This is a genomic window from Pseudomonas sp. GX19020, from assembly GCF_023371075.1.
In the GTDB taxonomy this organism is placed as follows: domain Bacteria; phylum Pseudomonadota; class Alphaproteobacteria; order Rhodobacterales; family Rhodobacteraceae; genus Pseudogemmobacter.
This window is the reverse complement of record NZ_JAMCCR010000007.1, coordinates 1-21,405: the sequence shown is the minus strand read 5'-3', so window position 1 is coordinate 21,405 and position 21,405 is coordinate 1. Positions and strand designations below refer to the sequence as shown.

The following is a 21,405-nucleotide window of genomic DNA, read 5'->3' as shown; positions in this document are numbered from 1 at the left end:
GCGCCGGACAACCCTGATGATCTTCAGACCTTAAGGCCCAGCCTGTCGGCAATGGTTCCGAGCAGGCCTTTGCGGAAGACGAGGATGCAGGCCATGAAAACCAACCCCTGCATGATGGTGACCCAGGCTCCGAAAGCGGCCAGCTCATTTTGCATCCAGATCACCAGCAGCGCGCCGACCAGCGGTCCGAAGAATGTCGCCATGCCACCGATCATCACCATAAGCACCACCTCGCCCGACATGCCCCAATAGACGTCGGTGAGGCTCGCCAGCTGAAAGGAAATCGCCTTCAGCCCACCCGCCAGCCCGGCGAAACCCGCGGCCAGCACGAAAACTGCCCATTTGTAGCGGTCGACCCGGTAGCCCAGAGAGATCGCACGCGGTTCATTGTCGCGGATCGCCCGCAGGACCTGACCAAAAGGCGACCAGGTGATGCGGTAGAGGGCCAGCACCGCGACGAAGAACACGACAGCGACAAGGGCATAAAGCGCCATATCGCTTTGCAGCGAGAAGAGGCCGAACAACGCCCCGCGCGGCACATTCTGAATGCCATCCTCGCCGCCGGTAAACGGAGCCTGGAGCGAGAAGAAATAGATCATCTGGGCGAAGGCGAGTGTCACCATGGCGAAATAGATGCCCTGGCGGCGCACGCAAAGCGCGCCAAACACCGCCCCGGTCGCAACCGCCACCAGCACCGCAAAGCCAAGTGCGAATTCGGGAGTGAAACCCCAGACTTTCGCGGCATGGGCCGCAGCATAGGATGACAGGCCGAAATAGGCGGCATGACCAAAAGAAAGCAGCCCCAGATTGCCCAGCATCAGATTGAGCGACAGGGCAAACAGCCCGAAGCAGAGGACTTTGATCACCAGCAAAGGATAGGCCAGGAAGGGCGCCACAGCGACGATCACCAGCAAAAGCAAGAAAAGGTTGCGATGGCTTGCGCTCATGCCAGGCAGGCCGGCAGCGGTGATCTCGGGTTGCGTGGTCATGTGCAATGCTCCTGCGGTCTGAAGGGCCTTGGTTTCTGACGGCCCATCTCAGGCCTGCTTGCCGAACAGCCCGGCAGGGCGGATCAGAAGGACGATTGCCATGATCACGAAGATCACCGTCGTCGAGGCCTGTGGCCAGAAGACCTTGGTCACCCCTTCTATCAGCCCCAGCATAAAGCCGGTCAGGATCGCGCCCGAGATCGACCCCATGCCGCCGATCACCACCACCGCAAACACCACGATGATCAGGTCAGACCCCATCATCGGATTGACCGAATAGATCGGCGCGGCGAGGACACCGGCAAAGCCTGCAAGGGCGACACCAAAGCCGTAAGTCAGGGTGATCAGCAAAGGCACGTTGATGCCGAAAGCCTCGGTCAGCGCCGGTTTTTCGGTTGCCGCCCGCAGCCAGGAACCAAGCCTCGTCTTCTCGATCACCAGCCAGGTCACCAGACAGACCGCCACTGAGGCGAGGATCACAAAGGCGCGCGAGGCCGGCAGAAACATGAAGCCGAGATTATACCCGCCCTGCAAAGCCGCGGGCATCGAATAGGGCAGGCCGGTCGCGCCATATTGATTGCGAAACAGCCCGACAATCACCAGCCCCATGCCGAAGGTCAGGATCATGCCATAGAGATGGTCGAGATCATAAATCCGGCGCAGGATCAGCCGTTCGATAACACAGCCCAGCAGACCGATGGTCAGCGGCACCACAAGCAGCGCCAGCCAGTAATTCATCGCAAAGTGATCCAGCATCAGCAATGCGCCAAAGGCCCCCATCATGTAAAAGGCGCCATGGGCGAAATTTACGATGTTCAGCAGGCCAAAGATGATCGCAAGCCCAAGGCTGAGGATCGCGTAAAATGCACCATTGATCAGACCCAGCAGGATCTGGGTCGACAGCAGCTGCAGTGGTATTCCGAATATAAGCATATTTGCGCCTCAGACCCCCAGATATGTGCTGAGCTTCGCCATGTTGTCGGCGATTTCCGTGCCAGGGATCATGTCGACCACCTGACCGTGATCCATCACGTAATGGCGGTCGGCCACCGACGCCGCGAAGTGGAAATTCTGTTCGACCAGCAGCACGGTATAGCCGCGCTCTTTCAGCTGGCGGATGGTGGCGCCGATCTGCTGCACAATCACCGGAGCCAGGCCCTCGGTCGGCTCATCAAGCAGCAAAAGCCGGGCGCCGGTGCGCAGGATCCGGCCGATCGCCAGCATCTGCTGTTCGCCGCCTGAAAGCCGGGTGCCCTGGCTCCGGCGGCGTTCGGCGAGGTTCGGGAAAAGCGTGTGGATCTCGGCCACGCTCATGCCACCGCTGGCCACCACCGGCGGCAGCATCAGGTTCTCTTCCACGGTCAGGCTGGAATAGATGCCGCGATCTTCCGGGCAAAAGGCGATCCCGGCCCGGGCGATGGCCCGGCTGGAGGCGCGGCCCAGCTCTTTTTCCCGCAGCCGGACAGAACCCTGCCGGCGTTTGATCATGCCCATGATGGATTTGAGCGTGGTGCTTTTGCCGGCGCCATTGCGGCCCAGCAGCGTCACCACCTCGCCTTCGCGGATGTCGAAACTGACCCTGTGCAGCACATGGCTTTCACCATACCAGGCCTCAAGATCGGTGACCTGAAAATGCGGGTTCTGAGAAAGCCTGTCAGCCATTGGGCACCCCGATATAGGCATTGATGACCTGCGGGTCTTTGGAAACCTCGTCATAGCTGCCCTCTGCCAGGATGGCGCCGCGTGCGAGGACGGTAATGCGGTCGCAAAGCGTGGCGACCACCGAGAGATTATGCTCGACCATCAGCACGGTGCGGCCGACAGCAACCCGCGCAATCAGCGCGGTGATGCGCGCGACATCCTCCTGCGTCATGCCGGCCATCGGCTCGTCGAGCAGCAGGACTTTGGGATCCAGCGCCAGCGTGGTGGCAATTTCCAGCGCACGTTTGCGCCCGTAGGAAAGATCGCTGGCCTGTTCCCGGGCGAATCCTGTCATGCCGACCTGATCCAGCAGGTCCATTGCCTCATCTTCGAGGCGCGCCAGCACCTTCTGGCTGCGCCAGAAATCCCAGCTGTCACCATGGCGGCGTCGCTGCAGGGCAATGCGCACATTTTCAAGCGCCGTCATCGAGCCGAACACCGCCGAAATCTGAAACGAGCGCACAAGACCCATCCGCGCGATCACCTCCGGCTTCAGGCGGGTGATATCTCGGCCATCATAGGTGATGGTGCCGGCACTTGGAGTCAGGAACTTGGTCAAGAGATTGAAACAGGTGGATTTTCCGGCGCCATTCGGGCCGATCAGGGCATGGACGGAACCGCGCTGAACATTCAGGTTCACCGCATCCACGGCACGGAACCCTTTGAAATCCTTGGTCAGACCCGTCGCTTTCAGGACAATATCATCGGACATTTGACATCTTTCGGGCTGCGCTGAAGCGGGGAAAGGCAGCGGCCATCCGCAGGGGGCCGCTGCTCCGGGGCTTTATTTCACCAGCGGGCAGGCGCTGTCTGCGAGCGGGCGGAAGGCTTCGTCACCGGGGACGGTTGCGAGAATATTGTAGTAATCCCAGGCGCCGGTGGATTCCGCCGGGGTTTTGACCTGGGCGAGATACATATCATGCACCATGCGGCCGTCCTCGCGGATCACGCCATTCTCGGTGAAGAAATCATTGACCGGCGTTGCCTTCATCTGCGCGATCACCGGACCGGCGGCATCGGTGCCGGTTTCAGCGATGGCATTCAGATAATGGGTCACGGCCGAATAGACCCCGGCCTGCGACATGGTCGGCATCGCCCCGTGCTTTTCAAAGAACCGCTGCGACCAGGCGCGGCTTTCATCGGTGCGATCCCAGTAGAAGCCGGTGGTCAGATAGAGACCCTGAGCGGAATCGAGACCCATCGAATGCACGTCGGTCAGGAAGATCGCAAGACCGGCCAGCTTGGCCTGCATGGTCAGACCGAACTCCTGCGCCTGCTTCAGCGAGTTGATCGTATCGGTGCCGCCATTGGCGAGGGCGATGACATTGGCCCCGGCCGAAGGGGCCTGCAGCAGATAGGTCGAGAAATCGGCCGTGTTCAGCGGTGCGATCGCGGTGCCGACAACCGAGGCACCCGCGCCTTCAACCACCGCGGTCACATCGGCCTGCATGGTATGGCCGAACGCATAGTCGGCGGTCAGGAAGAACCATTTGTCACCCCCCTGGGCAACCATGGCCTTGCCCGTCGAAACCGCCACCGCATAGGTGTCCCAGGTCCAGTGAATGCCGTTGGGCGAGCAGTTCTCATTGGTCAGGCTGGCAGTGCCCGCACCCGAGACGATCAGCAGCTTGTCCTTTTCGCGCGCCAGTTCCTGAACCGCCAGCACCACCGAAGAATTCGGCACGTCAACGATCAGATCGACGCCTTCGACATCATACCAGCGCCGTGCAATCTGGGTACCGATGTCAGCCTTGTTCTGGTGATCTGCACTGACCAGCTCGATCTTCCCGAGCCGGTCGCCGAAATCCGCAATCGCCATCTCAGCTGCGACCACAGAGCCGGTTCCCGCCAGGGAAGAGAACACCCCGCTCTGATCGGTCAACACGCCGATTTTGACAGAGTTATTTGAAATTTCAGCCGATGCAGCAGTGGCACCTGCGGCCAGCAATGCCAGCGCAGAAACGAAAATCCTCATGAGCTTCCTCCCTCTCATTGCGGACAATATGGCCGCTCTTTGCCCCGCCAGCATCACCACAATGCGGCAAAGCGTTCCGCTCTGCGGAAGACCTCAGAGCAGCCCGCGGGTCAGACCGCCATCCACCGCGATATTCTGGCCGGTGATATATCCGGCATGGACCGAGCACAGGAATGCGGCGATCGGACCGAAGTCTTCCGCCGTGCCCAGGCGCTGCGCCGGCACCGATCCGGCCATGGCAGCGGCGGCCTCGGTCTCGGTGATTCCCTCGCGTTTTGCCTTCGCGCGGATGACACGATCAAGCGCGCCGGTCGCCATCAGACCTGGCAGAACATTGTTCACTGTCACCCCCTGCGCGACGGTCTCACGCGCCAGTGTCGCCATCGCACCGGTCAGGCCGGCCCGCACCGAATTGGCCAGCGCCATATTCGGATAGGGTTCTTTCACCGCGAAAGAGGTGATGTTCACGATGCGGCCAAAGCCGTCCGCAATCATATCGGGCAACAGCATCTGGGTGGCCGATATTGCCGAGAGCATATTGGTCTCCAGCGCCTGGCGCCAGGTCTCGATATCATGATCGGTGAACCGCCCGGTGGGCGGCCCGCCGGCATTGGTCACCAGGATCGAAATCTGTCCCGCCCTGGCCTGTGCCTCCGCGATGACCCGGGCGGTGACGCCCGGCTGCGACACATCGCCCTGCACGAAAAAGGCGCCCTGGCCAAGCCCGGCCGCGGCGGCGGCGCCTGCCTCGGCGTCGCGGCCATTCAGCACGACCCGCACCCCCGCCGCCGCCAGATGGCGCGCGGTTGAATAGGCAAGACCCTTGCTGCCGCCCAGCACCAGCGCCACCCGACCCGAAATGCCCAGATCCATGATTTCCTCCCGCTTTGCTGTTCAGCGGCCCGTATAGCTGGGCCGTCTTTTTTCGGTGAAGGCGGCCATGCCTTCAAATTTATCCTGCGTCGAGAACAGAATCTGCAGCGCCTTGCGCTCCAGCGCGAGTGCCGCAGAAAGCGAGGCATCCTGACCGTGCAGGATAACCTCTTTGACCTGATTGACCGCGATAGGTGGCAGGCCGGCGATCCGCCGTGCCAGCCCCATGGCGTGATCGAAGACCTGGTCATCTTCGACAACTTCGCTGACCAGCCCCATTGCCGAGGCCTCGTCTGCGTCAATGATCTCGCCGGTCAGGCAAAGCCGCATCGCCTTGAATTTACCAACCGCGCGGGTCAGCCTCTGGGTGCCACCTGCGCCTGGCATGATGCCGACCTTAACCTCTGGCTGACCGAAGCGTGCGGATTTTCCGGCGATAATGATATCGGCATGCATCGCAAGCTCCATACCGCCGCCAAGCGCAAAGCCATTGACCGCTGCGATCACCGGCACCGGGCAGCGGGCCACCGCTTCCCAGAGCCGCTCGGTATGGCGCAGATACATATCGACACTGTCGATCTGCGCCATATCGGCAATATCTGCCCCCGCCGCGAAGGATTTCTCATCGCCGGTCAGCACCACTGCGCGCAGGGTGCCTCCATCTGTAAGGCCTTCAAAGATTGTCGCAAGCTGGCGGCGCAGCGGCATGTTCAGCGCATTCAGCACTTCGGGACGATTGAGGCGCAGCACGACCACCGCACCCAGATCCTCGACCAGCACCAGATCATTTTTCTCTGTCATCATACTGCCTCAAGCCCGAGGGCAATGCCCTGACCGACACCGACGCACATGGTGGCCAATGCACGGCCGCTGCCGGCCTTGTGCAGCCCGAGCGCAGCGGTGAGGGCCAGACGCACGCCCGACATCCCCAGCGGATGGCCAAGGGCAATTGCACCACCCAGCGGATTGACATGTGCGGCATCATCGGGAAGGCCAAGCTGGCGCAGACAGGCAAGGCTTTGCGCGGCAAAAGCCTCATTCAGCTCGATCCGGCTGAAATCCGCGATGGACAGCCCCAGCCGCGCCATCAGTTTCTGACTGGCCGGAACCGGCCCCATTCCCATGATCGCCGGCTCGACCCCGGCAGTTGCCAGCCCGGTGATCCGTGCCATCGGCGTCAGGCCGAAGCGTTTTACCGCTGCTGCCGAGGCGACGAGCACCGCCGCCGCCCCGTCATTGACGCCGCTGGCATTGCCTGCGGTGACCGAACCCCCCTCGCGGAACGGGGCTGGCAGTTTTGCCAGCGCCTCCAGCGTGGTCGGGCGCGGATGTTCGTCGCGACTGAACACCACCGGATCACCTTTGCGCTGTGCGATGCTGACCGGGAGGATTTCATCGTCAAAGCCACCCGCCGCCTGGGCGGCCGCCACCCGCTGCTGGCTGCGCAGGGCGAAAGCGTCCTGATCCTCGCGGGAAATTCCAAAGCGTCCGGCGACATTCTCGGCCGTCTCCGGCATGGAATCGACACCATATTGCCGTTTCAGCACCGGGTTGACAAAGCGCCAGCCAATTGTGGTGTCGTAGATATCGGCCTGCCGCGAGAAGGCGGTTTCAGCCTTGCCCTGTACGAAGGGCGCGCGCGTCATGCTTTCGGTGCCCGAGGCGATAATCACCTCGGCATCGCCCGCAAGAATGGAGCGCGCCGCGAGCCCCACCGCATCCAGCCCCGAGCCGCAAAGCCGGTTCAGCGTGGTTCCTGGCACGGATTGCGGCAGGCCGGCCAGCAGCACCCCCATCCGGGCCACGTCGCGATTGTCTTCGCCCGCCTGATTGGCGCAGCCGGTGAACACATCGTCAATCTCCAGCGGGTCCAGGCCCGGCGCGCGTGCCACGACCTCTGCCAGCACAAGCGCCAGCATATCATCGGGCCGGATTGTCGCCAAAGCGCCGCCAAAGCGCCCGATCGGGGTCCGAACCCCGGCGCAGATAAAAGCTTCTCTCATGGTCACATGATCCTCAGAGCGGGCAGTCCTGGTCGAAATTCGGGCGTCTCTTTTCCTTCAGAGATGCCAGCCCTTCGCGCGCATCCGGGCCACAAAAGCCCATGAATTCCAGCGCCAGCGAAGTGTCGAAGGTGGGGCCCGCCATGCGCAGCCAGTTGTTGAGCGCATATTTTGTCCAGCGGATCGCGCTTGGCGAGCCCTTGGCCAGTTTGCGCGCAACCTCCAGCGCCTTGTCATGCAATTCGTGATCTTCGGTGACCAGCGAGATCAGCCCGATCCGCTCGGCCTCTTCGCCCGAAACGGATTCACAGAGCAGCAGGTAATATTTGGCCTTGGCAAGACCGCAGAGCAGCGGCCAGACGATAGCCGCGTGATCACCCGCAGCCACGCCAAGCCTTGTATGGCCATCAATGATGCGCGCGGTCTTCGAGGCAATCGAGACATCGGCCAGCAGACCAGCCACCAGACCAGCCCCGACCGCCGGCCCCTGCATCGCAGACACAATCGGCTTTGAGCAGTTGATGATATTGTAGACCAGATCGCGCGCTTCCTTCCACACCCGGGTGAGCGTGGTGAAATCCTCGGTCATCTCTTTGACGAGGTCGAGATCGCCCCCAGATGAGAAGGCCTCGCCCGCGCCGCGAATGATGACGCTGCGAACATCATCGGCAGCGTCGATATCGCGCCAGACCCGGCACAACTCGCCATGCATGATCCGGTCGGCCGAGTTCAGGCGGCCCGGATTGTCCATGGTAATGCGCAGAATACCGGCATCCGGCCAGTCGAATTTCAGCCGCTTATAGGTGGTGATATCGAGGCTCATATGTTCTTCTCCCGGCCCGCCCAAAAGGGCTCTCGCAGTAGGTTCTTCTGGATTTTGCCAATCGGCGTCTTAGGGAAACTTTCGACGAAAGTGACAATGCGCGGACGTTTGAACCGCGCCAGGGTCTTCTCGCAATGCGCGACAACGGTTTCGGTTTCCAGCACCGACCCGGCCTTGAGCAGGATATAGGCTGCCGGCACCTCACCCCATTTATCATCGGGAATGCCAAAGACCGCGCATTCCGCCACGGCGTCGAGGCCGAAAATCGCGTTCTCGATCTCTTTGGGATAGATGTTCTCACCACCCGAAATGATCATGTCTTTCGAGCGGTCAACGAGGGTGACAAAGCCCGCCTCGTCCATCACCGCCAGATCGCCGGTCCAGCCCCAGCCATGCCGGAAGAACTTCGCGGTCTGTTCCGGCTCGTTGTAATATTCCAGCATGACATTCGCGCCGCGTGAAACCAGCTCGCCGATCACCCCCGGCGCCACGGCATTGCCATCGGGGTCCACGACCGCAAGATCGACATTATAAGCCTGCTGGCCGATGGAGCCGAGACGCTCGGGCAGATGCCAGTGGCCAAGGGTGGTGATCACCCCCACTTCCGACTGACCATAGATCTGGGTCAGCCTGATCGCGGGCAGCTTTTCCATCAGATCGCGCTGCACCCAATCGGGCATCGGGGCACCGGCAAAGGCAAGCTTTTCCCATTGCACATAATTCGAGGCCTGGAAGTTCGGGTCCGAGACCACCATTGCGACCTGGGTCGGCACCATGAAACAGGCAGTCATTCCGGTGCGCTGCGCCATATGCGCAAAGTCCTGCACGTCCCATTTGGTCAGGAAGGTGCAGGTCGCTCCGGCCAGCACTGCCGGCTGAAACATGATGTTCAGCGCCGCGACATGGAACAGCGGGGTGACAATCCCCACCACATCGCGTTCCTGGATATTCTCGTGATGCATCACCGTATGCGCGGTGGTGACGCGGTTGCGATGGCTTGCCAGCACCCCCTTCGGCCGTCCCGTGGTGCCACCGGTATAGGTCATGCAGAAGGGATCATCCTCGTGGATTTCCACTTCGGGCACATGATCGGGCTGATCCGCGATCAGGGCCTGGAAATCATGCGCACCGGGCTGCGCGGTGCCGAGGCTGATAAGGTGACGGATCTTTGGCAGTGACTGCGCCGCCTCGGCGACACGGGCGGCAAAGACATCTTCATAGACCAGAATTTCGACATCAGCCTTATCCAGCACATAGGCCAGCTCTTCCGCCGCATAGAGCACGGAGATATTGACGATCACCCCGCCGGTGCGGGCGGTGCCGAAAAACACGCTGCCATATTCGATGCGGTTGCGGCTGAGGATGCCGACCTTGCCGCCCTTGCCAAGACCAAGGCCCAGAAGGGCATGGGCAAAACGACTGGCCTCCCGGTCCAGATCGCCATAGCTGATGGACCTGTCCTGCCACAGAATGGCGCGCTTTTCCGGAAAGCGCTCGGCTGAGCGCCGCAACATATCACCGGTGAGCATATCCCCTCCAGGTTACTCCGAACCCGCATTTGCGGATTTCCCTTGCGCCGGAGACTGGATTTTCATCCGGCATTCTGCAATGCCATAGGCAGGGAATTCATTTCGCAGAGCGGAATACTGGAGCCAGGGATGTCGCAGGAAGATCGTCAGTTTGTCGAAGCATTCGCCCGGGGGCTGCAGTTGTTCGAGGCGCTGTCCAAACAGAAAAAGCCGATGTCGAACAGTGATCTGTCAAAAAGTACCGGCCTGCCGCCTTCGACCATCAGCCGGCTGACTTATACCGCTATGCGGTTGGGATATCTGCGCCACAGCGAAACCGGCCGCAGCTATGAACTGACCCCGAAAAGCCTGAATCTCGGCTATTCGGTGCTGACCGGATTTGCCCTGATCGACCGTGCAACGCCGTTGCTGAAGGTGCTGGCTGAAAAAACCGGCCAGACCGCGGCGCTTTGTGTGCGCGATGGGATGTATCTGACCTTTGTCCAGGTTGTGTCCGGCTCGGATATCCTGGCGGTGCGCTTTGCAGTGGGCGGGCGGCTGCCGATTGCCACTTCGGCGGCCGGGCCTGCCTATCTCTCGATCCTGCCCGAGAAAGAGCGGCGCCAGCTTGCCAGCCGGATCCGTGGCCAGCTCACCCAGCAAAATGGCAATGTCACCGCCTTTAATGCGGCATTGGAGGCGGCCTGCAAGGACGGAGTCTCTTTCAGCCGCGACACCTGGCGCCGTGGCATCAGCGCGGTATCGGTCGGGATCAGCACCGCGCATGAACAGGCCGCGATTACGGTGCCCTTTGCCACCGGGTCGATCTCGGTCGCCAATATGCGCGGCATCATCGCCCCCATCCTGCGCGAAACCGTGCAGGAACTGCTGTAAAGGCGGCGCCGGCTGCGGTCCCGGCGCCCTTTTTTCTTACAGGCTGCGGATATCGAGCCCCAGCGTCGCGCGCCGCCGCAGCCAGGCGCTCGGGCGGTAACGGTCATCGCCGCTGAGCGCCTGCATATTGCGCAAAATTGTCAGCATCCGTGCCGCGCCAACCCGATCCACCCATTCCAGCGGACCGCAGGGGTAATTCATCGCAAGCCGCATGGCCTTGTCGATATCGCCAGGCGCGGCAAGCCCCATCTGCGCCATTTCACAGCCGAGATTGGCCACTGCCGCAACGATCCGTTGCGCGACAAAGCCGGTGGAATCGGCAATCGCGGTGACCCTGCGCCCGCTTGCACTCACCGCCGCAGCCACCGCATCGCGCACCGCCGGATCGGCGCCGACCGTGGTCATCAGCACCACCCGCCGCGTGCTGTCAAAGGCCAGATCAACCGCCACCAGCCGCGTGGCCGGCAGGCCAAGACGGGCTGCATGACCCGCCAGATCTTCACCGACCGGGAAGGCCAGCACCGGGCTGGTACCATCATCCTCTGCCGCGACCCGGCAGCCGAGAGAGGCCGCGAAATCACGCAGCTCAGCCAGATCTTCGGCCAGAACCACCTGCTGTGCCGGCGCGGCGGTGCTGATGAAATCTGCCGACGGCTGTTCGGCGCCATCGTGATAGGCGTAAAAGCCCTGCTGCGTCTTGCGGCCCAGCTGGCCGGTCTGCAGCAGATAGCGGTGATAGGTGGTCGAACGCAGGCGCGGCTCGGCGAAATAGCTCTGATGCAGGAACTCGCAGACGGTGAAATTCACATCCATTCCGGTCAGATCCATCAGCTCGAACGGGCCCATGCGGAAATCGCAGCAATCGCGCATGATCGCGTCGATTTCAGCCGGGCTGGCCACCCCCTCCTGCAACGCCATCAGCGCTTCGGTCGGATAGGCCCGCCCGCCATGGTTCACAAGAAAGCCGGGCGTGTCGCGCACCTCAACCGGTTCCTTGCCAAGATGGCGTGCGACCGCGAGCAGCCGCTCCATCGTTTCACGGCTGGTGCGCGGGCCGGGGATCACCTCGACCAGTTTCATCAGCGGCACCGGATTGAAAAAATGCAGCCCCGCGAAGCGCTCCGGATGTTTCAGGTCGCGCGCGATCACCCCGATCGGCAGCGAGGAAGTATTGCTGGCGATCAGCGCCCCGGGGGCCAGAAGATCCTCCAGCCGGGCAAACAAAGCCTGTTTTGCGGCGGGGTCTTCGATGATCGCTTCGACCACCAGATCGCAATCTGCCAGTGCATCCGGGCTGTCGGCGGCGATCAGCGCGCCCGCAAGGGCGTCATATTGACCCTGGGAAAGCTTACCGCTGCTGACCCGCTTTGCAGCGCGGGCGAGAATTGCCGCAATGGCGCTGGCAGCCGCCCCCTGCCGCAGATCGGTCAGGATGACAGGAATGCCACTTGCGGCGGCGGTTTCCGCAATCCCCGCCCCCATCGCGCCGGCGCCGACCACACCAATTTTCAACGGGAGTTCCGCTGCCATTCTCGCCTCCGCAAGCCTGTTTCTCTGCTCTCCAGTGACCGCAGGGTGTCCGAAAGGTCAAAGCCAATATCCCGGGCTTCGTCCCGCAGAGCGGAAGGACTGCTTCCCGGCGGGCTCAGCTGCCGCGAAACAGCGCCGGGCGTTTCTCGAGGAAGGCGGTCACCCCTTCGGCATAGTCATCGCTGAAGCCTGCACACTGCTGTGCCAGCCGTTCCGCCTCCAGCTGGCTGTCGAAATCACGCCCGCCGGCCTCCTGGATAAGCGTTTTCATCAGGCCAAGCCCAAGGGTCGGGCCTGCGGCCAGTTTGCCAGCCAGCGCCCGGGCTTCATCTGCAAGCTCCATATCGGGAACTGACTTGCTGATCAGGCCCAGCTCTGCCGCGCGCGGCGCCGGGATCGTCTCTCCGGTCAGCAACAGCGCCTTGGCGCGGGCTTCGCCGAGAAGTCTGGTAAGACACCAGCTGGACCCGGCATCAGGAACCAGCCCAAGCCTGGAAAAAGACAGCACAAACCTGGCACTCTCGCCCGCGATAACAATATCACAGGCCAGGGCTAGCCCAACACCTGCGCCGGCTGCTGCCCCGTTCATTGCGCAGATCACCGGCTTTTGCAGCCCCCGGAGGGCGCGGATGGTCGGGTTGTAAAACCGGCCCAGCGACTGGCCGAGATCGCTGCGCGGCCCCGGCTGGCGGGGATCGCGGTTGTTAAGATCCTGTCCCGCGCAAAATCCTTTGCCACGTCCGGTCAGGAGCACGGCCCGCACAGCGTGATCTTCAGCCGCGCGCGCGAGGATCTCGCGCAGCCGCAGATGACTTTCTTCGGTGAAGGCATTCATCCGCTCGGGGCGGTTCAGCTCGACCAGCAGCACACCCTGATCAAGGGACGACAGCACGGGCTCTTGCGACATCTCTGGCTCGCTTTGCGGATGGGTTCCGGCTTTCAGGGGTGGGGCAAAGCCGATCCGGCTGCAAGATGATGCCTTCCGCACTGCGGAAAACAATCCCCCGGCGCGCGGCATGACCGATGCACTGGCAAGCAAAGATCCGGCGCGCAGCTCGGAGGTGCAGATGAAAACAACCCGACTATGCTCCCTGTCAAAGCCCGTACCGGAAGAACCACGGCTGCGATCAGACCACGGCCCGCACAGCCCCCGCTGGCCGCTGCATCAGCCCGGCCAGCTGCTGCAACCCTTCTTCAAGCACGCCCCGGTCTGGCGCCACGCCAAGCGAGATCCGCACATGCGCCGAGACATGTTCGCCGGTCGCAAAGGCCGAGGCCGGCACGATCGAGACACCGGCGCGGTCGGCATGTTCGGCAAAGTCCGTCGCCCGCCAATGCGGCGGCAGGCTCAGCCAGAGGTGATGGCCCTCGGGGTCAGCGCGGAAATCGGCCCCCCGGAAGGCCTCGGCCGCCAGGGTCTGACGGGTGCGGTTCTCGGCACGGATCGCAGCGGCGATCTCATCCACCACGCCTTCGCGCAGCCAGCGGGTCGCAAGACTGGCCAGAAGCGGCGGCGCCATCAGGACAGTCGCCCGCAGAACCGAAGCCAGCCGCAAGGCCCGCGCCGGATCAGGCGCCACGACATAGGCCACCCGCAATGCAGGCGTGACCGATTTCGACAGCGTGGCCAGATGCCAGGTCAGATCCGGCGCCAGCGCAAGGAAAGACGGCAGCTGTTGGGCGCGCAAAGGCGCATATGGGTCATCTTCGATGATGGCGACGCTGTATTTGCGCGCGATCTCTGCAATCGCGATGCGCCGCGCCTCGGGCAGGGTGGCGGTTGTGGGGTTGTCGATGCTGGGCGTGACATAGAGCGCATGCGGCGCCCGCGCCTCGCACAGACGGCGGAAGTCATCGGGGATCAGCCCGCCGGCATCCATCGCAATCGGGTCGATCATCACGCCACGCTGCGCCGCGCTGGCCTTCAGCCCGGGATAAGTCATCTCGCCGGCGGCGATATGCCCCCCCGGTGGAACCAGCAGATCGGTCAGCGCGGACAGCGCCGATTGCGCCCCGGCGGTGACCAGCACCCGGTCATGCGACAGCGCCCCATGGCGCCGCGAGAGCCACTGCGTCGCGGCGATCCGGTCTGCCATGCCGCCGCTGCTTTCCTGATATTGCAGGCTCAGCCCGCCACGCGGGCCATTGAGGATCGCAGCCAGCCCCTGCGGGATCAGTTTGCGGAAATCGACCCCCTCGGGCTGAGGCGGGATATTCATGCTCAGATCCAGCACCGGCGCGGGTTCGTCGGGGAAGAATTCGGCCGGATCATCGCGCACGAAAGTCCCGCGCCCGGCCTGGGCGGCCACAAGCCGTCGGCGGCGCGCTTCGTTGAAGGCACGGGTCACGGTGGTCAGATCCACGCCCAGCTGTTCGGCAATGCTGCGCTGTGGCGGCAGCCGCTCGCCCGGCCCGATCCTTGCGGCGCGAATATCCGCTTCAAGCGCCTCGACGATACCGAGATATTTCAGTCTCGCGCCATCGGTGATCCAGGGGGTCCACATGCTCCGCCTCTGCTGCCCATGATTGCACGCATACAATTTATGTCATTGTATGGCGGCGCGGCAAGATGATATCCGCGCACAGCTCCGCCCTCACCCGGCACGCCGAATGCTGGCCTGCCGCCTGCCCGCATGTTGCGCGCAGCGGCGAACCAGGGATGGCTGTCGTGCAGGGCGGCACATCTGTAACCCCGGTGAAATGCCATGTTTCGTCAGATGTGGAGATGCGCCAGGCTCGGTCGGGAAAAGCGGTATTCTGAACCACAGAGCGCAGCCTCGCGCGCCGCATCTGGTCCCCATCACCCTGGTCGCCACCTCAGGACCGCCGCAGACTGCACCAGATCTGGCGGGAATGATTGGCCTCATTTGTTGATATATGTTTATTAAATTTCGACATAATAACTCTTCAACTTCCGAATAAGTTCGGGTGACAAATTCACTCGGACAGGTAGATGACGGACGCACCCATACTTGAGGTGAACGGCTTTTCTGTAGGCTTTGCCACGCCAAACGGAACTGTCGTCGCAACTGAAGATATAAGCTTTTCGGTATCTTCCGGGGAAATTCTCGCCATCATCGGCGAGTCAGGTTCAGGCAAAACCGTGACCTCGATGGGGCTGGCCCGTCTGATCAGCACACCGCCGGCGATCTATCTTGGCGGGACGGTAAATCTCAGAGGGCTTGATCTGCTGGGTCTCAGCGAAAAGCAGATGGCCGAGGTCAGGGGGCGGCGGATCGGGACGATTTTTCAGAACCCGCGCGCCTCGCTTGACCCTTCTTTCACCATTGGCGCGCAGCTGATCGAAACGCTGCGACGTCATGAACCCGGGCTCAGCAAAGCCGCGGCCCGCGAGGCGGCCATCCTGTCGCTGAACCAGGTCGGCTTTAACGAGGCTGATCGTGTCATGGCAAGCTACCCGCATCAGCTGTCGGGCGGGATGTGCCAGCGGATCGCGCTTGCGATGACACTGGCCTGCAAGCCCGAGATCCTGATCGCCGATGAGCCGACCACCGCGCTGGATGTGGGGGTTCAGGCGCGCATCCTTTTGCTGCTGAAGCGACGCAGCCTGAGCACGGGATTGCCGATTGTCATCATCACCCATGATATGGGCGTGGTTGCAGCGGTCGCGACACGGGTTCTGGTCATGTATGGCGGGCATATCCAGGAATCGGCGCCGATTGATGCGCTGCTGAGCGATCCGAAACACCCCTATACCCAGGCCCTGATCGCCGCGATCCCGGACCCCGACGAGCCGACAGCCGAGTGGCGGTCAATCGAGGGTGAGCCGCCCAATCTCGCCCTGGCGCCGAAAGGATGCCGGTTCGCGCCCCGCTGTGGCCGCGCCGAAGCGATTTGCCGCGCAGAGGTTCCGGACTGGCGCGGCCTTGCCGACGAGCGCTTCGTCAGATGCCATTTTGCCGAGGTCTGAAGTGAAAAACCTGATTGAAATCCGCAATCTGTCGAAAACCTTCCGCGTCAGGCGGGGCTCGTTCCTGAGGCGCGAGATCTCAGAAAACCCTGCGGTCAGCGATATTTCGATCAATATCCGCAAAGGCGAGATCCTTGGCTGTGTCGGCGGGTCCGGCTCGGGCAAATCAACGCTGGGCCGGATGATCCTGCGTCTGATCGAGGCCGACAGCGGCAGCATCACCTATGATGGTGCCGATCTGCGCAGCTTCGGCCCCGCCGAGTTGCGGCTGCACCGGCGGCGGGCGCAGATCGTGTTTCAGGACCCGCTGCAATCGCTGAACCCAAGGCGGACGGTCGCTGAGAATGTGGCCAGGCCGCTTTTGAATTTCGGGATGCGTGCGGATGAGGTGCAGGCGCGGGTCGATGAGGTTTTGCAGCTGGTCGGGCTCGATCCCGGGCAGGCTTACCGCTATCCGCATGAGTTTTCCGGCGGACAATGCCAGCGGATCGCCATCGCGCGGGCGCTGACGCTGGAGCCGGAATTCCTCTTCCTCGACGAGCCCGTCTCGGCGCTGGATGTCTCGATCCAGGCGCAGATCCTGACGCTTCTCAGGGATCTCCAGGCCAAACTCGGGCTGACATTCCTCTTTGTCTCGCATGATCTGAAAATCGTCCGGCAGTTTTGCGACCGCACCATGGTGATGTATCGCGGCAAGCTGCTGGAAACCGGCGAGAGCGATCAGGTGTACCGTCAGCCCATGCACCCGTTCACCCAGGATTTTCTGGGTACCGTGTTGCACCTCAGGCGCGACAATCGCTGGGAAGCGGCGGCCGAGCGCGCGGAAGATCTGGAATCGGCGGCCCCCGCCATGTCCGGCCCCTGCTGCCCCTATGTCTCGAACTGCCAGCAACGGATGCCCGAATGCGCCCGGGCAATGCCCGCGCTCAGAACCCTGCATGATCAGCGCAGCGTGGCCTGTCTTCTGTACCCCGCCACCGCCTGACCCCAAAAAAAACAACAAAAAACCAACAAAACAAAATCCCAACAGGAGCACTGGAATGTCAATTTTTGTCAAAGGCCTGCGGCGAGGGATCGCCTCCACCGCGCTTCTGGGTCTCATGGCCGGGTTCAGCCCGGCACTGGCTGAAAGCACCATCGTCATGGGGGTCGAGGCAGATTTCAGCCGTATGGACCCGGCAGCGGCGCGAACCTGGAACACCTTTAAAGTGATCCGCCATGTCTACGAGACCTTTGTCGAGGAAGATCTGACGAAAGGCGGCGACGCCGTTCCCGAGATTGTCCCCGCCCTGGCCGAGAGCTGGGAAATCTCGGACGACCGCAGGACCTATACGTTCCATCTGCGCAAGGGCGTAAAATTCCACGACGGCAGCGAGTGGAATGCCGATGCGGCAAAGTTCAATCTCGACCGCATGACCAACCCTGATTTCGAGTATTTCGTGCCGGCCTCTCCGGGGCTGATGGGCTGGGTCTGGGGCGATCTGGAAAGCTACGCGGTCGTTGACCCCTATACGTTCACCATCACGCTCACCCAGCCGAATGCCGAGTTTCTGCGCCGTCTGACGGCGGGTGGGTCCGGGTCGCCGCGCATGGTCTCTCCGACGGCGGTGGCGACTTTCGGCAATGACGGGATCGAGCAGAACCCGATCGGGACGGGGCCTTTCAAATTCGTCGAGCGGGTGCCCGGGGAACGCGTCACCATCGCAAAGAACCCCGATTACTGGAACCCGGAGCGGATCCCGAAAACCGACCGCATCATCCTGCGCGCGATGCCGGAAGTCTCGACCCGCGAACTCGCGATCATGTCCGGCGAGGTCGATATCATCGGCACACCCTCGCCGGATTCCATCGCAATGCTCGAAGCTCAGGGGCTTCAGCTGATCACCGGGCCGTCCCCGATGATCTACGTCATGTGGTTCAATACAAAGGACGAAATCTTTAAGGATGTGCGGGTGCGCAAAGCGGCCTGTATGGCGATCAATCGCGAGGAAATGGCGCTTTATCAGCGCATGGGATATGCGCAGCCGACCTGGGGCGTGCTGAATCCCGGCGGCCCCGGTTATGATCCGGACTTCCGCGATTGCGATTATGACCCGGAAGGCGCGAAGGCGCTGCTGGCCGAGGCCGGCTATCCCGACGGGCTGGACACCAGAATGGACTGGACCTTCGGCGGCGGCGCCGATGTGAATACCAAAGGCGATGCGGAATGGCTGCAGCGCGACTGGGCAAAGGTCGGGATCCGCGCCAAAATCGAGATGTTCGACAACAATGCCTTCTGGGATATGATGTCGGCGGGGATGCGCGACGGTACCGGGATCACCTCGGCCTCCTGGGGGGAAAGCACCTTCTCCTGGCTTGACCAGCTGCTCCCGACCACTGTGATGCCGCCGAACTGCTGCAATTCCGGCTATTACGACAACCCTGAGATGGACCGGCTGCTGAGTGAAGCGCGCGCTGCCGGCTCGGAAGAGGAGATGGTCGCCAAATTGCAGGAAGCCCGCGATATCGTGGCCGAAGACATGGCTTTCTCAAGCTATTTCGCGACGAATTCCGTCTATGTCGCGGTTCCGGGCATCAAAGACTTCCGGCTTGCCCCGCAGCACTGGTTCGATCTGACCTCCATCGTCAAGGAGTAAGCCGCGCCGAACCGGTCTTCAGATCGCGCCCCCGTTTCCGGACATAGTGTCTCCGGCAATCGTCCGGAAACGGGGGACAGGCAGGCAAGAGAAAGTCTTCATGCAAATCCTCCAGTTCACCTTCATGCGGATGCTGTCCGCGATCCCGGTCCTGATCGGCGTCACCATCATCGTCTTTCTCGCGGTCCAGCTGGTGCCGGGGGATATTGCGCTTTCCATCCTTGGCCGGATGGCCTCGCAGGAACAGCTTCAGGCCCTGCGCGAGCAGATGGGCCTCGACCGTTCGCTTGTCGTGCAATACGGCATCTGGTTCACGGCGCTTTTGCAGGGCGATATCGGCGTCTCGCTGTCGCAGCAACTGCCTGTCGCCGGGATATTGGGGCCCAAGATCATCAACTCGCTCATCCTGATGGCGGGCAGCCTTTTCATCGTGCTGGTCTTCGGCTTTCTGCTGGCGGTGCTGTCGGGGGCAAAATTCCGCAGCATCACCGACCGGGTCGTGGTGGTGATCACACTGGTCCTTGCCAGTCTTCCGGCCTTCTGGCTGGGCATCATCATGCTCTATTTCTTTGGCTTCAAATGGAAGCTCTTCCCGATTTCGGGGATGTATAATGTCGCCAGTCCGGGTGGGTTCTGGGATCTGATCCATCACCTCATCCTGCCGGCGGCCGTGACTGCGGCGGGCTCGGTGGCGGTCGTGGCCCGTGTCACCCGCTCGCGGATGATCGACGTGATGGCGCAGCCTTATATCCTTGCCGGCAAGGCCCGCGGGCTGAAGCAAAGCCAGCTGGTTCTGCGCCACGCGGTGCGCAATACCCTGCCCACCTTCGCCAGTATCGGCGGCCTGCAGATCGGCTATCTGTTCGGCGGCGTGATTTTCACCGAAATCATCTTCAACTGGCCGGGGATCGGCCTGCAGGTCTATGACGCGATCCTGCAACGCGACATCCCGATGATCCAGGGCTGTGTGCTCGTCGTGGCGGTGGTCTTCGTGATCGGCAACCTGCTGTCAGATATCGCGGTTTACGCGCTTGACCCCAAGAAAGGCTGAGACATGAGCGATGTGTCCCTTGAGACCGGCCGCGCAAGGCAGCCGGCAGAAAAACGCCGCTCGAACCTTTATTTCGTCTGGCGCGGCGTCCTCGGTGATCCGGTCGCACGTATTGCGGTCGGCATCATTCTGATCTTCTTCCTCGCCGCGGTTTTCGCGCCCTGGATTGCACCCTGGCCTCCGAATGAGGCCGACCCGTCGATGCGCCTGCGCCCGCCCGGCACGCCCGGCCACTGGCTCGGCGTTGACAATCAGGGCCGCGATATCCTTTCGCGCCTGATCTATGGCGCCCGCTACACGCTGCTTTGCGGCATCACCCCCGTCGTGCTCGGCGCGGTGATCTCTGTGCCGCTGGGGATGTTCGGGGCCTGGTATCCGGTTGCGGGCTCGGTGATCATGCGGTCGATGGATGTGCTTTTCGCCTTCCCGATGGCATTGCTTGCCATTCTGCTGGCAGCGCTTATGGGGCCTGGCATAGGCAATATGATGATCGCGCTGGTGGTCACGCTGATCCCCTATAACACCCGCGTCGTCTATGCCGCCGCCTGTCTTGAACGCGATCAGGCCTATGTCGAGGCGGCAAGGGCCATGGCAACGCCGGGCTACAAGATCATCCTGTCCGAGATGATGCCGAATGTGATCGCATCGTCGGTGGTCTATTCCTGCACCATCGTCGGCGCCGTGGTCATCACCGCCGCCGGGCTGAGCTTCCTTGGCCTTGGTGTGCAGCCGCCCACCGCCGAATGGGGCATCATGACCAGTGAGGGTCGCAACTTTATCTTCAACGCCCCCCATATCGCCGCAGTCCCCGGCCTTGCCATCACCATCCTCGTCATGGCGTTCAATCTGCTCGGAGATTCGCTGCGCGATTCCCTCGATCCGCGCACAAGGCTCATGCTGATCAGGCGCCGCAAGTGACCATGCCTGCCGCCCTGCCCCTTTCTGAAATCGAATCCCAAGGACCAGCCATGTCGTCGACCACCACCCGTATCCGTGCCCGCTATGTCATCGCCTGGGATGGCCGCTCTCACCGGACCTTGCTGAATGGCGAAGTGGTGTTCCGGGGCGACACGATCCTCTATGTCGGCAAAGCGTTCGAGGGTCAGGTCGATATCGAGATCGACGGCGGCAATGCCGTCCTGGGGCCGGGCTTCATCGACCTGAATGCGCTTGGCGATCTTGATACGACGGTGCTGGCCTTCGACAATCAGCCCGACTGGGCCAAGGGGCGGACCTGGCCCGAGGATTATCTGCAATCCGGCCCGATCGAGATGTACAGCGAAGAAGAGCAGACCTTCAAAATGAAGTATGCTTTCGCCCAGCTGATCCGGAATGGTATCACGACGGCGCTGCCGATCACCTCGATGTTCTACCGCAAATGGGCGGAAACCTATGCGGAATTTGCCAATTCTGCCGCCAGCGCCATCGAGCTGGGGATCCGTGCCTATCTTGGCCCCTGCTATATGACCGGCGTAGAAGTGGTCCGGCCCG

The 21,405-nt window shown here is 62.2% G+C and carries 19 protein-coding genes and 1 pseudogene; 7 read left to right on the top strand and 13 right to left on the bottom strand.

The features are described 5' to 3' along the window. Positions 1-23: 23 nt before the first annotated feature. From M3484_RS12720 to M3484_RS12675, 10 genes are all read right to left on the bottom strand, one after another. The gene (locus M3484_RS12720; RefSeq protein WP_249497155.1) at positions 24-989 is read right to left on the bottom strand and encodes a branched-chain amino acid ABC transporter permease; all 966 of its coding nucleotides are present in this window, start codon (positions 987-989) and stop codon (positions 24-26) included. Between the two features lie 48 nt (positions 990-1,037). After that, entirely contained in the window at positions 1,038-1,922 is an 885-nt protein-coding gene (locus tag M3484_RS12715) for a branched-chain amino acid ABC transporter permease (RefSeq protein WP_092904552.1), read from the bottom strand. Between the two features lie 9 nt (positions 1,923-1,931). Next, a complete protein-coding gene (locus tag M3484_RS12710) occupies positions 1,932-2,651 on the bottom strand; it encodes an ABC transporter ATP-binding protein (RefSeq protein WP_092904554.1) in 720 nt (239 codons plus the stop codon). Next, entirely contained in the window at positions 2,644-3,402 is a 759-nt protein-coding gene (locus M3484_RS12705) for an ABC transporter ATP-binding protein (RefSeq protein WP_092904556.1), read from the bottom strand. Before M3484_RS12705 ends, M3484_RS12710 begins: the two co-directional genes overlap by 8 nt. A 72-nt stretch (positions 3,403-3,474) precedes the next feature. Beyond that, positions 3,475-4,665, bottom strand: a complete 1,191-nt coding sequence (locus M3484_RS12700; protein WP_249497154.1) for an ABC transporter substrate-binding protein — start codon at positions 4,663-4,665, stop codon at positions 3,475-3,477. Positions 4,666-4,758: 93 nt separating this feature from the next. Then, on the bottom strand, positions 4,759-5,538 hold the full coding sequence (locus M3484_RS12695) for an SDR family oxidoreductase (protein WP_249497153.1): 780 nt from the start codon (positions 5,536-5,538) through the stop codon (positions 4,759-4,761). Positions 5,539-5,559: 21 nt separating this feature from the next. Then, complete coding sequence (locus tag M3484_RS12690; RefSeq protein WP_249497152.1) at positions 5,560-6,339, bottom strand: enoyl-CoA hydratase-related protein; 780 nt, start codon at positions 6,337-6,339, stop codon at positions 5,560-5,562. Continuing rightward, a complete protein-coding gene (gene pcaF, locus M3484_RS12685; RefSeq protein WP_249497151.1) occupies positions 6,339-7,541 on the bottom strand; it encodes a 3-oxoadipyl-CoA thiolase in 1,203 nt (400 codons plus the stop codon). Before pcaF ends, M3484_RS12690 begins: the two co-directional genes overlap by 1 nt. Positions 7,542-7,554: 13 nt before the next feature. Beyond that, positions 7,555-8,364 (bottom strand): enoyl-CoA hydratase/isomerase family protein, encoded by an 810-nt coding sequence (locus M3484_RS12680; protein WP_092904565.1) that lies wholly within the window; start codon positions 8,362-8,364, stop codon positions 7,555-7,557. Beyond that, positions 8,361-9,893, bottom strand: a complete 1,533-nt coding sequence (locus M3484_RS12675) for a class I adenylate-forming enzyme family protein (protein WP_249497150.1) — start codon at positions 9,891-9,893, stop codon at positions 8,361-8,363. Before M3484_RS12675 ends, M3484_RS12680 begins: the two co-directional genes overlap by 4 nt. Before the next feature lie 129 nt (positions 9,894-10,022). On the opposite strand from M3484_RS12675, the gene M3484_RS12670 reads away from it, so the two are divergent. Continuing rightward, complete coding sequence (locus M3484_RS12670) at positions 10,023-10,766, top strand: IclR family transcriptional regulator (RefSeq protein ID WP_092904569.1); 744 nt, start codon at positions 10,023-10,025, stop codon at positions 10,764-10,766. Between the two features lie 36 nt (positions 10,767-10,802). On the opposite strand, the gene M3484_RS12665 is transcribed toward M3484_RS12670, so the two are convergent. The 3 genes from M3484_RS12665 to M3484_RS12655 all read right to left on the bottom strand — a co-directional run bounded on the left by M3484_RS12665 (position 10,803) and on the right by M3484_RS12655 (position 14,800). Then, positions 10,803-12,296: a 3-hydroxyacyl-CoA dehydrogenase gene (locus tag M3484_RS12665; protein ID WP_249497149.1), complete on the bottom strand. Its 1,494-nt coding sequence runs from the start codon at positions 12,294-12,296 to the stop codon at positions 10,803-10,805. A 115-nt stretch (positions 12,297-12,411) separates the two neighbouring features. Then, positions 12,412-13,203 (bottom strand): enoyl-CoA hydratase-related protein, encoded by a 792-nt coding sequence (locus tag M3484_RS12660; protein ID WP_249497148.1) that lies wholly within the window; start codon positions 13,201-13,203, stop codon positions 12,412-12,414. 220 nt (positions 13,204-13,423) lie between these two features. Next, positions 13,424-14,800 carry an aminotransferase-like domain-containing protein gene (locus M3484_RS12655; protein ID WP_249497147.1) on the bottom strand — a complete coding sequence of 459 codons (1,377 nt, stop codon included), beginning with the start codon at positions 14,798-14,800 and terminating at the stop codon, positions 13,424-13,426. A 449-nt stretch (positions 14,801-15,249) separates the two neighbouring features. Between M3484_RS12655 and M3484_RS12650 the strand changes: the two genes are divergently transcribed. From M3484_RS12650 to M3484_RS12625, 6 genes and pseudogenes are all read left to right on the top strand, one after another. Continuing rightward, complete coding sequence (locus M3484_RS12650; protein WP_249497146.1) at positions 15,250-16,227, top strand: ABC transporter ATP-binding protein; 978 nt, start codon at positions 15,250-15,252, stop codon at positions 16,225-16,227. 1 nt (position 16,228) lies between these two features. Continuing rightward, positions 16,229-17,212, top strand: a complete 984-nt coding sequence (locus tag M3484_RS12645) for an oligopeptide/dipeptide ABC transporter ATP-binding protein (protein WP_249497145.1) — start codon at positions 16,229-16,231, stop codon at positions 17,210-17,212. A 55-nt stretch (positions 17,213-17,267) separates the two neighbouring features. Then, positions 17,268-18,863, top strand: coding sequence for an ABC transporter substrate-binding protein (locus tag M3484_RS12640; protein ID WP_249497144.1), 1,596 nt, complete (start codon positions 17,268-17,270; stop codon positions 18,861-18,863). A gap of 100 nt (positions 18,864-18,963) precedes the next feature. Then, entirely contained in the window at positions 18,964-19,914 is a 951-nt protein-coding gene (locus M3484_RS12635) for an ABC transporter permease (protein WP_249497143.1), read from the top strand. 3 nt (positions 19,915-19,917) lie between these two features. Beyond that, on the top strand, positions 19,918-20,832 hold the full coding sequence (locus tag M3484_RS12630; protein ID WP_249497142.1) for an ABC transporter permease: 915 nt from the start codon (positions 19,918-19,920) through the stop codon (positions 20,830-20,832). A gap of 50 nt (positions 20,833-20,882) precedes the next feature. Continuing rightward, a pseudogene (locus tag M3484_RS12625) lies at positions 20,883-21,405 on the top strand (N-ethylammeline chlorohydrolase); the annotation flags it as partial.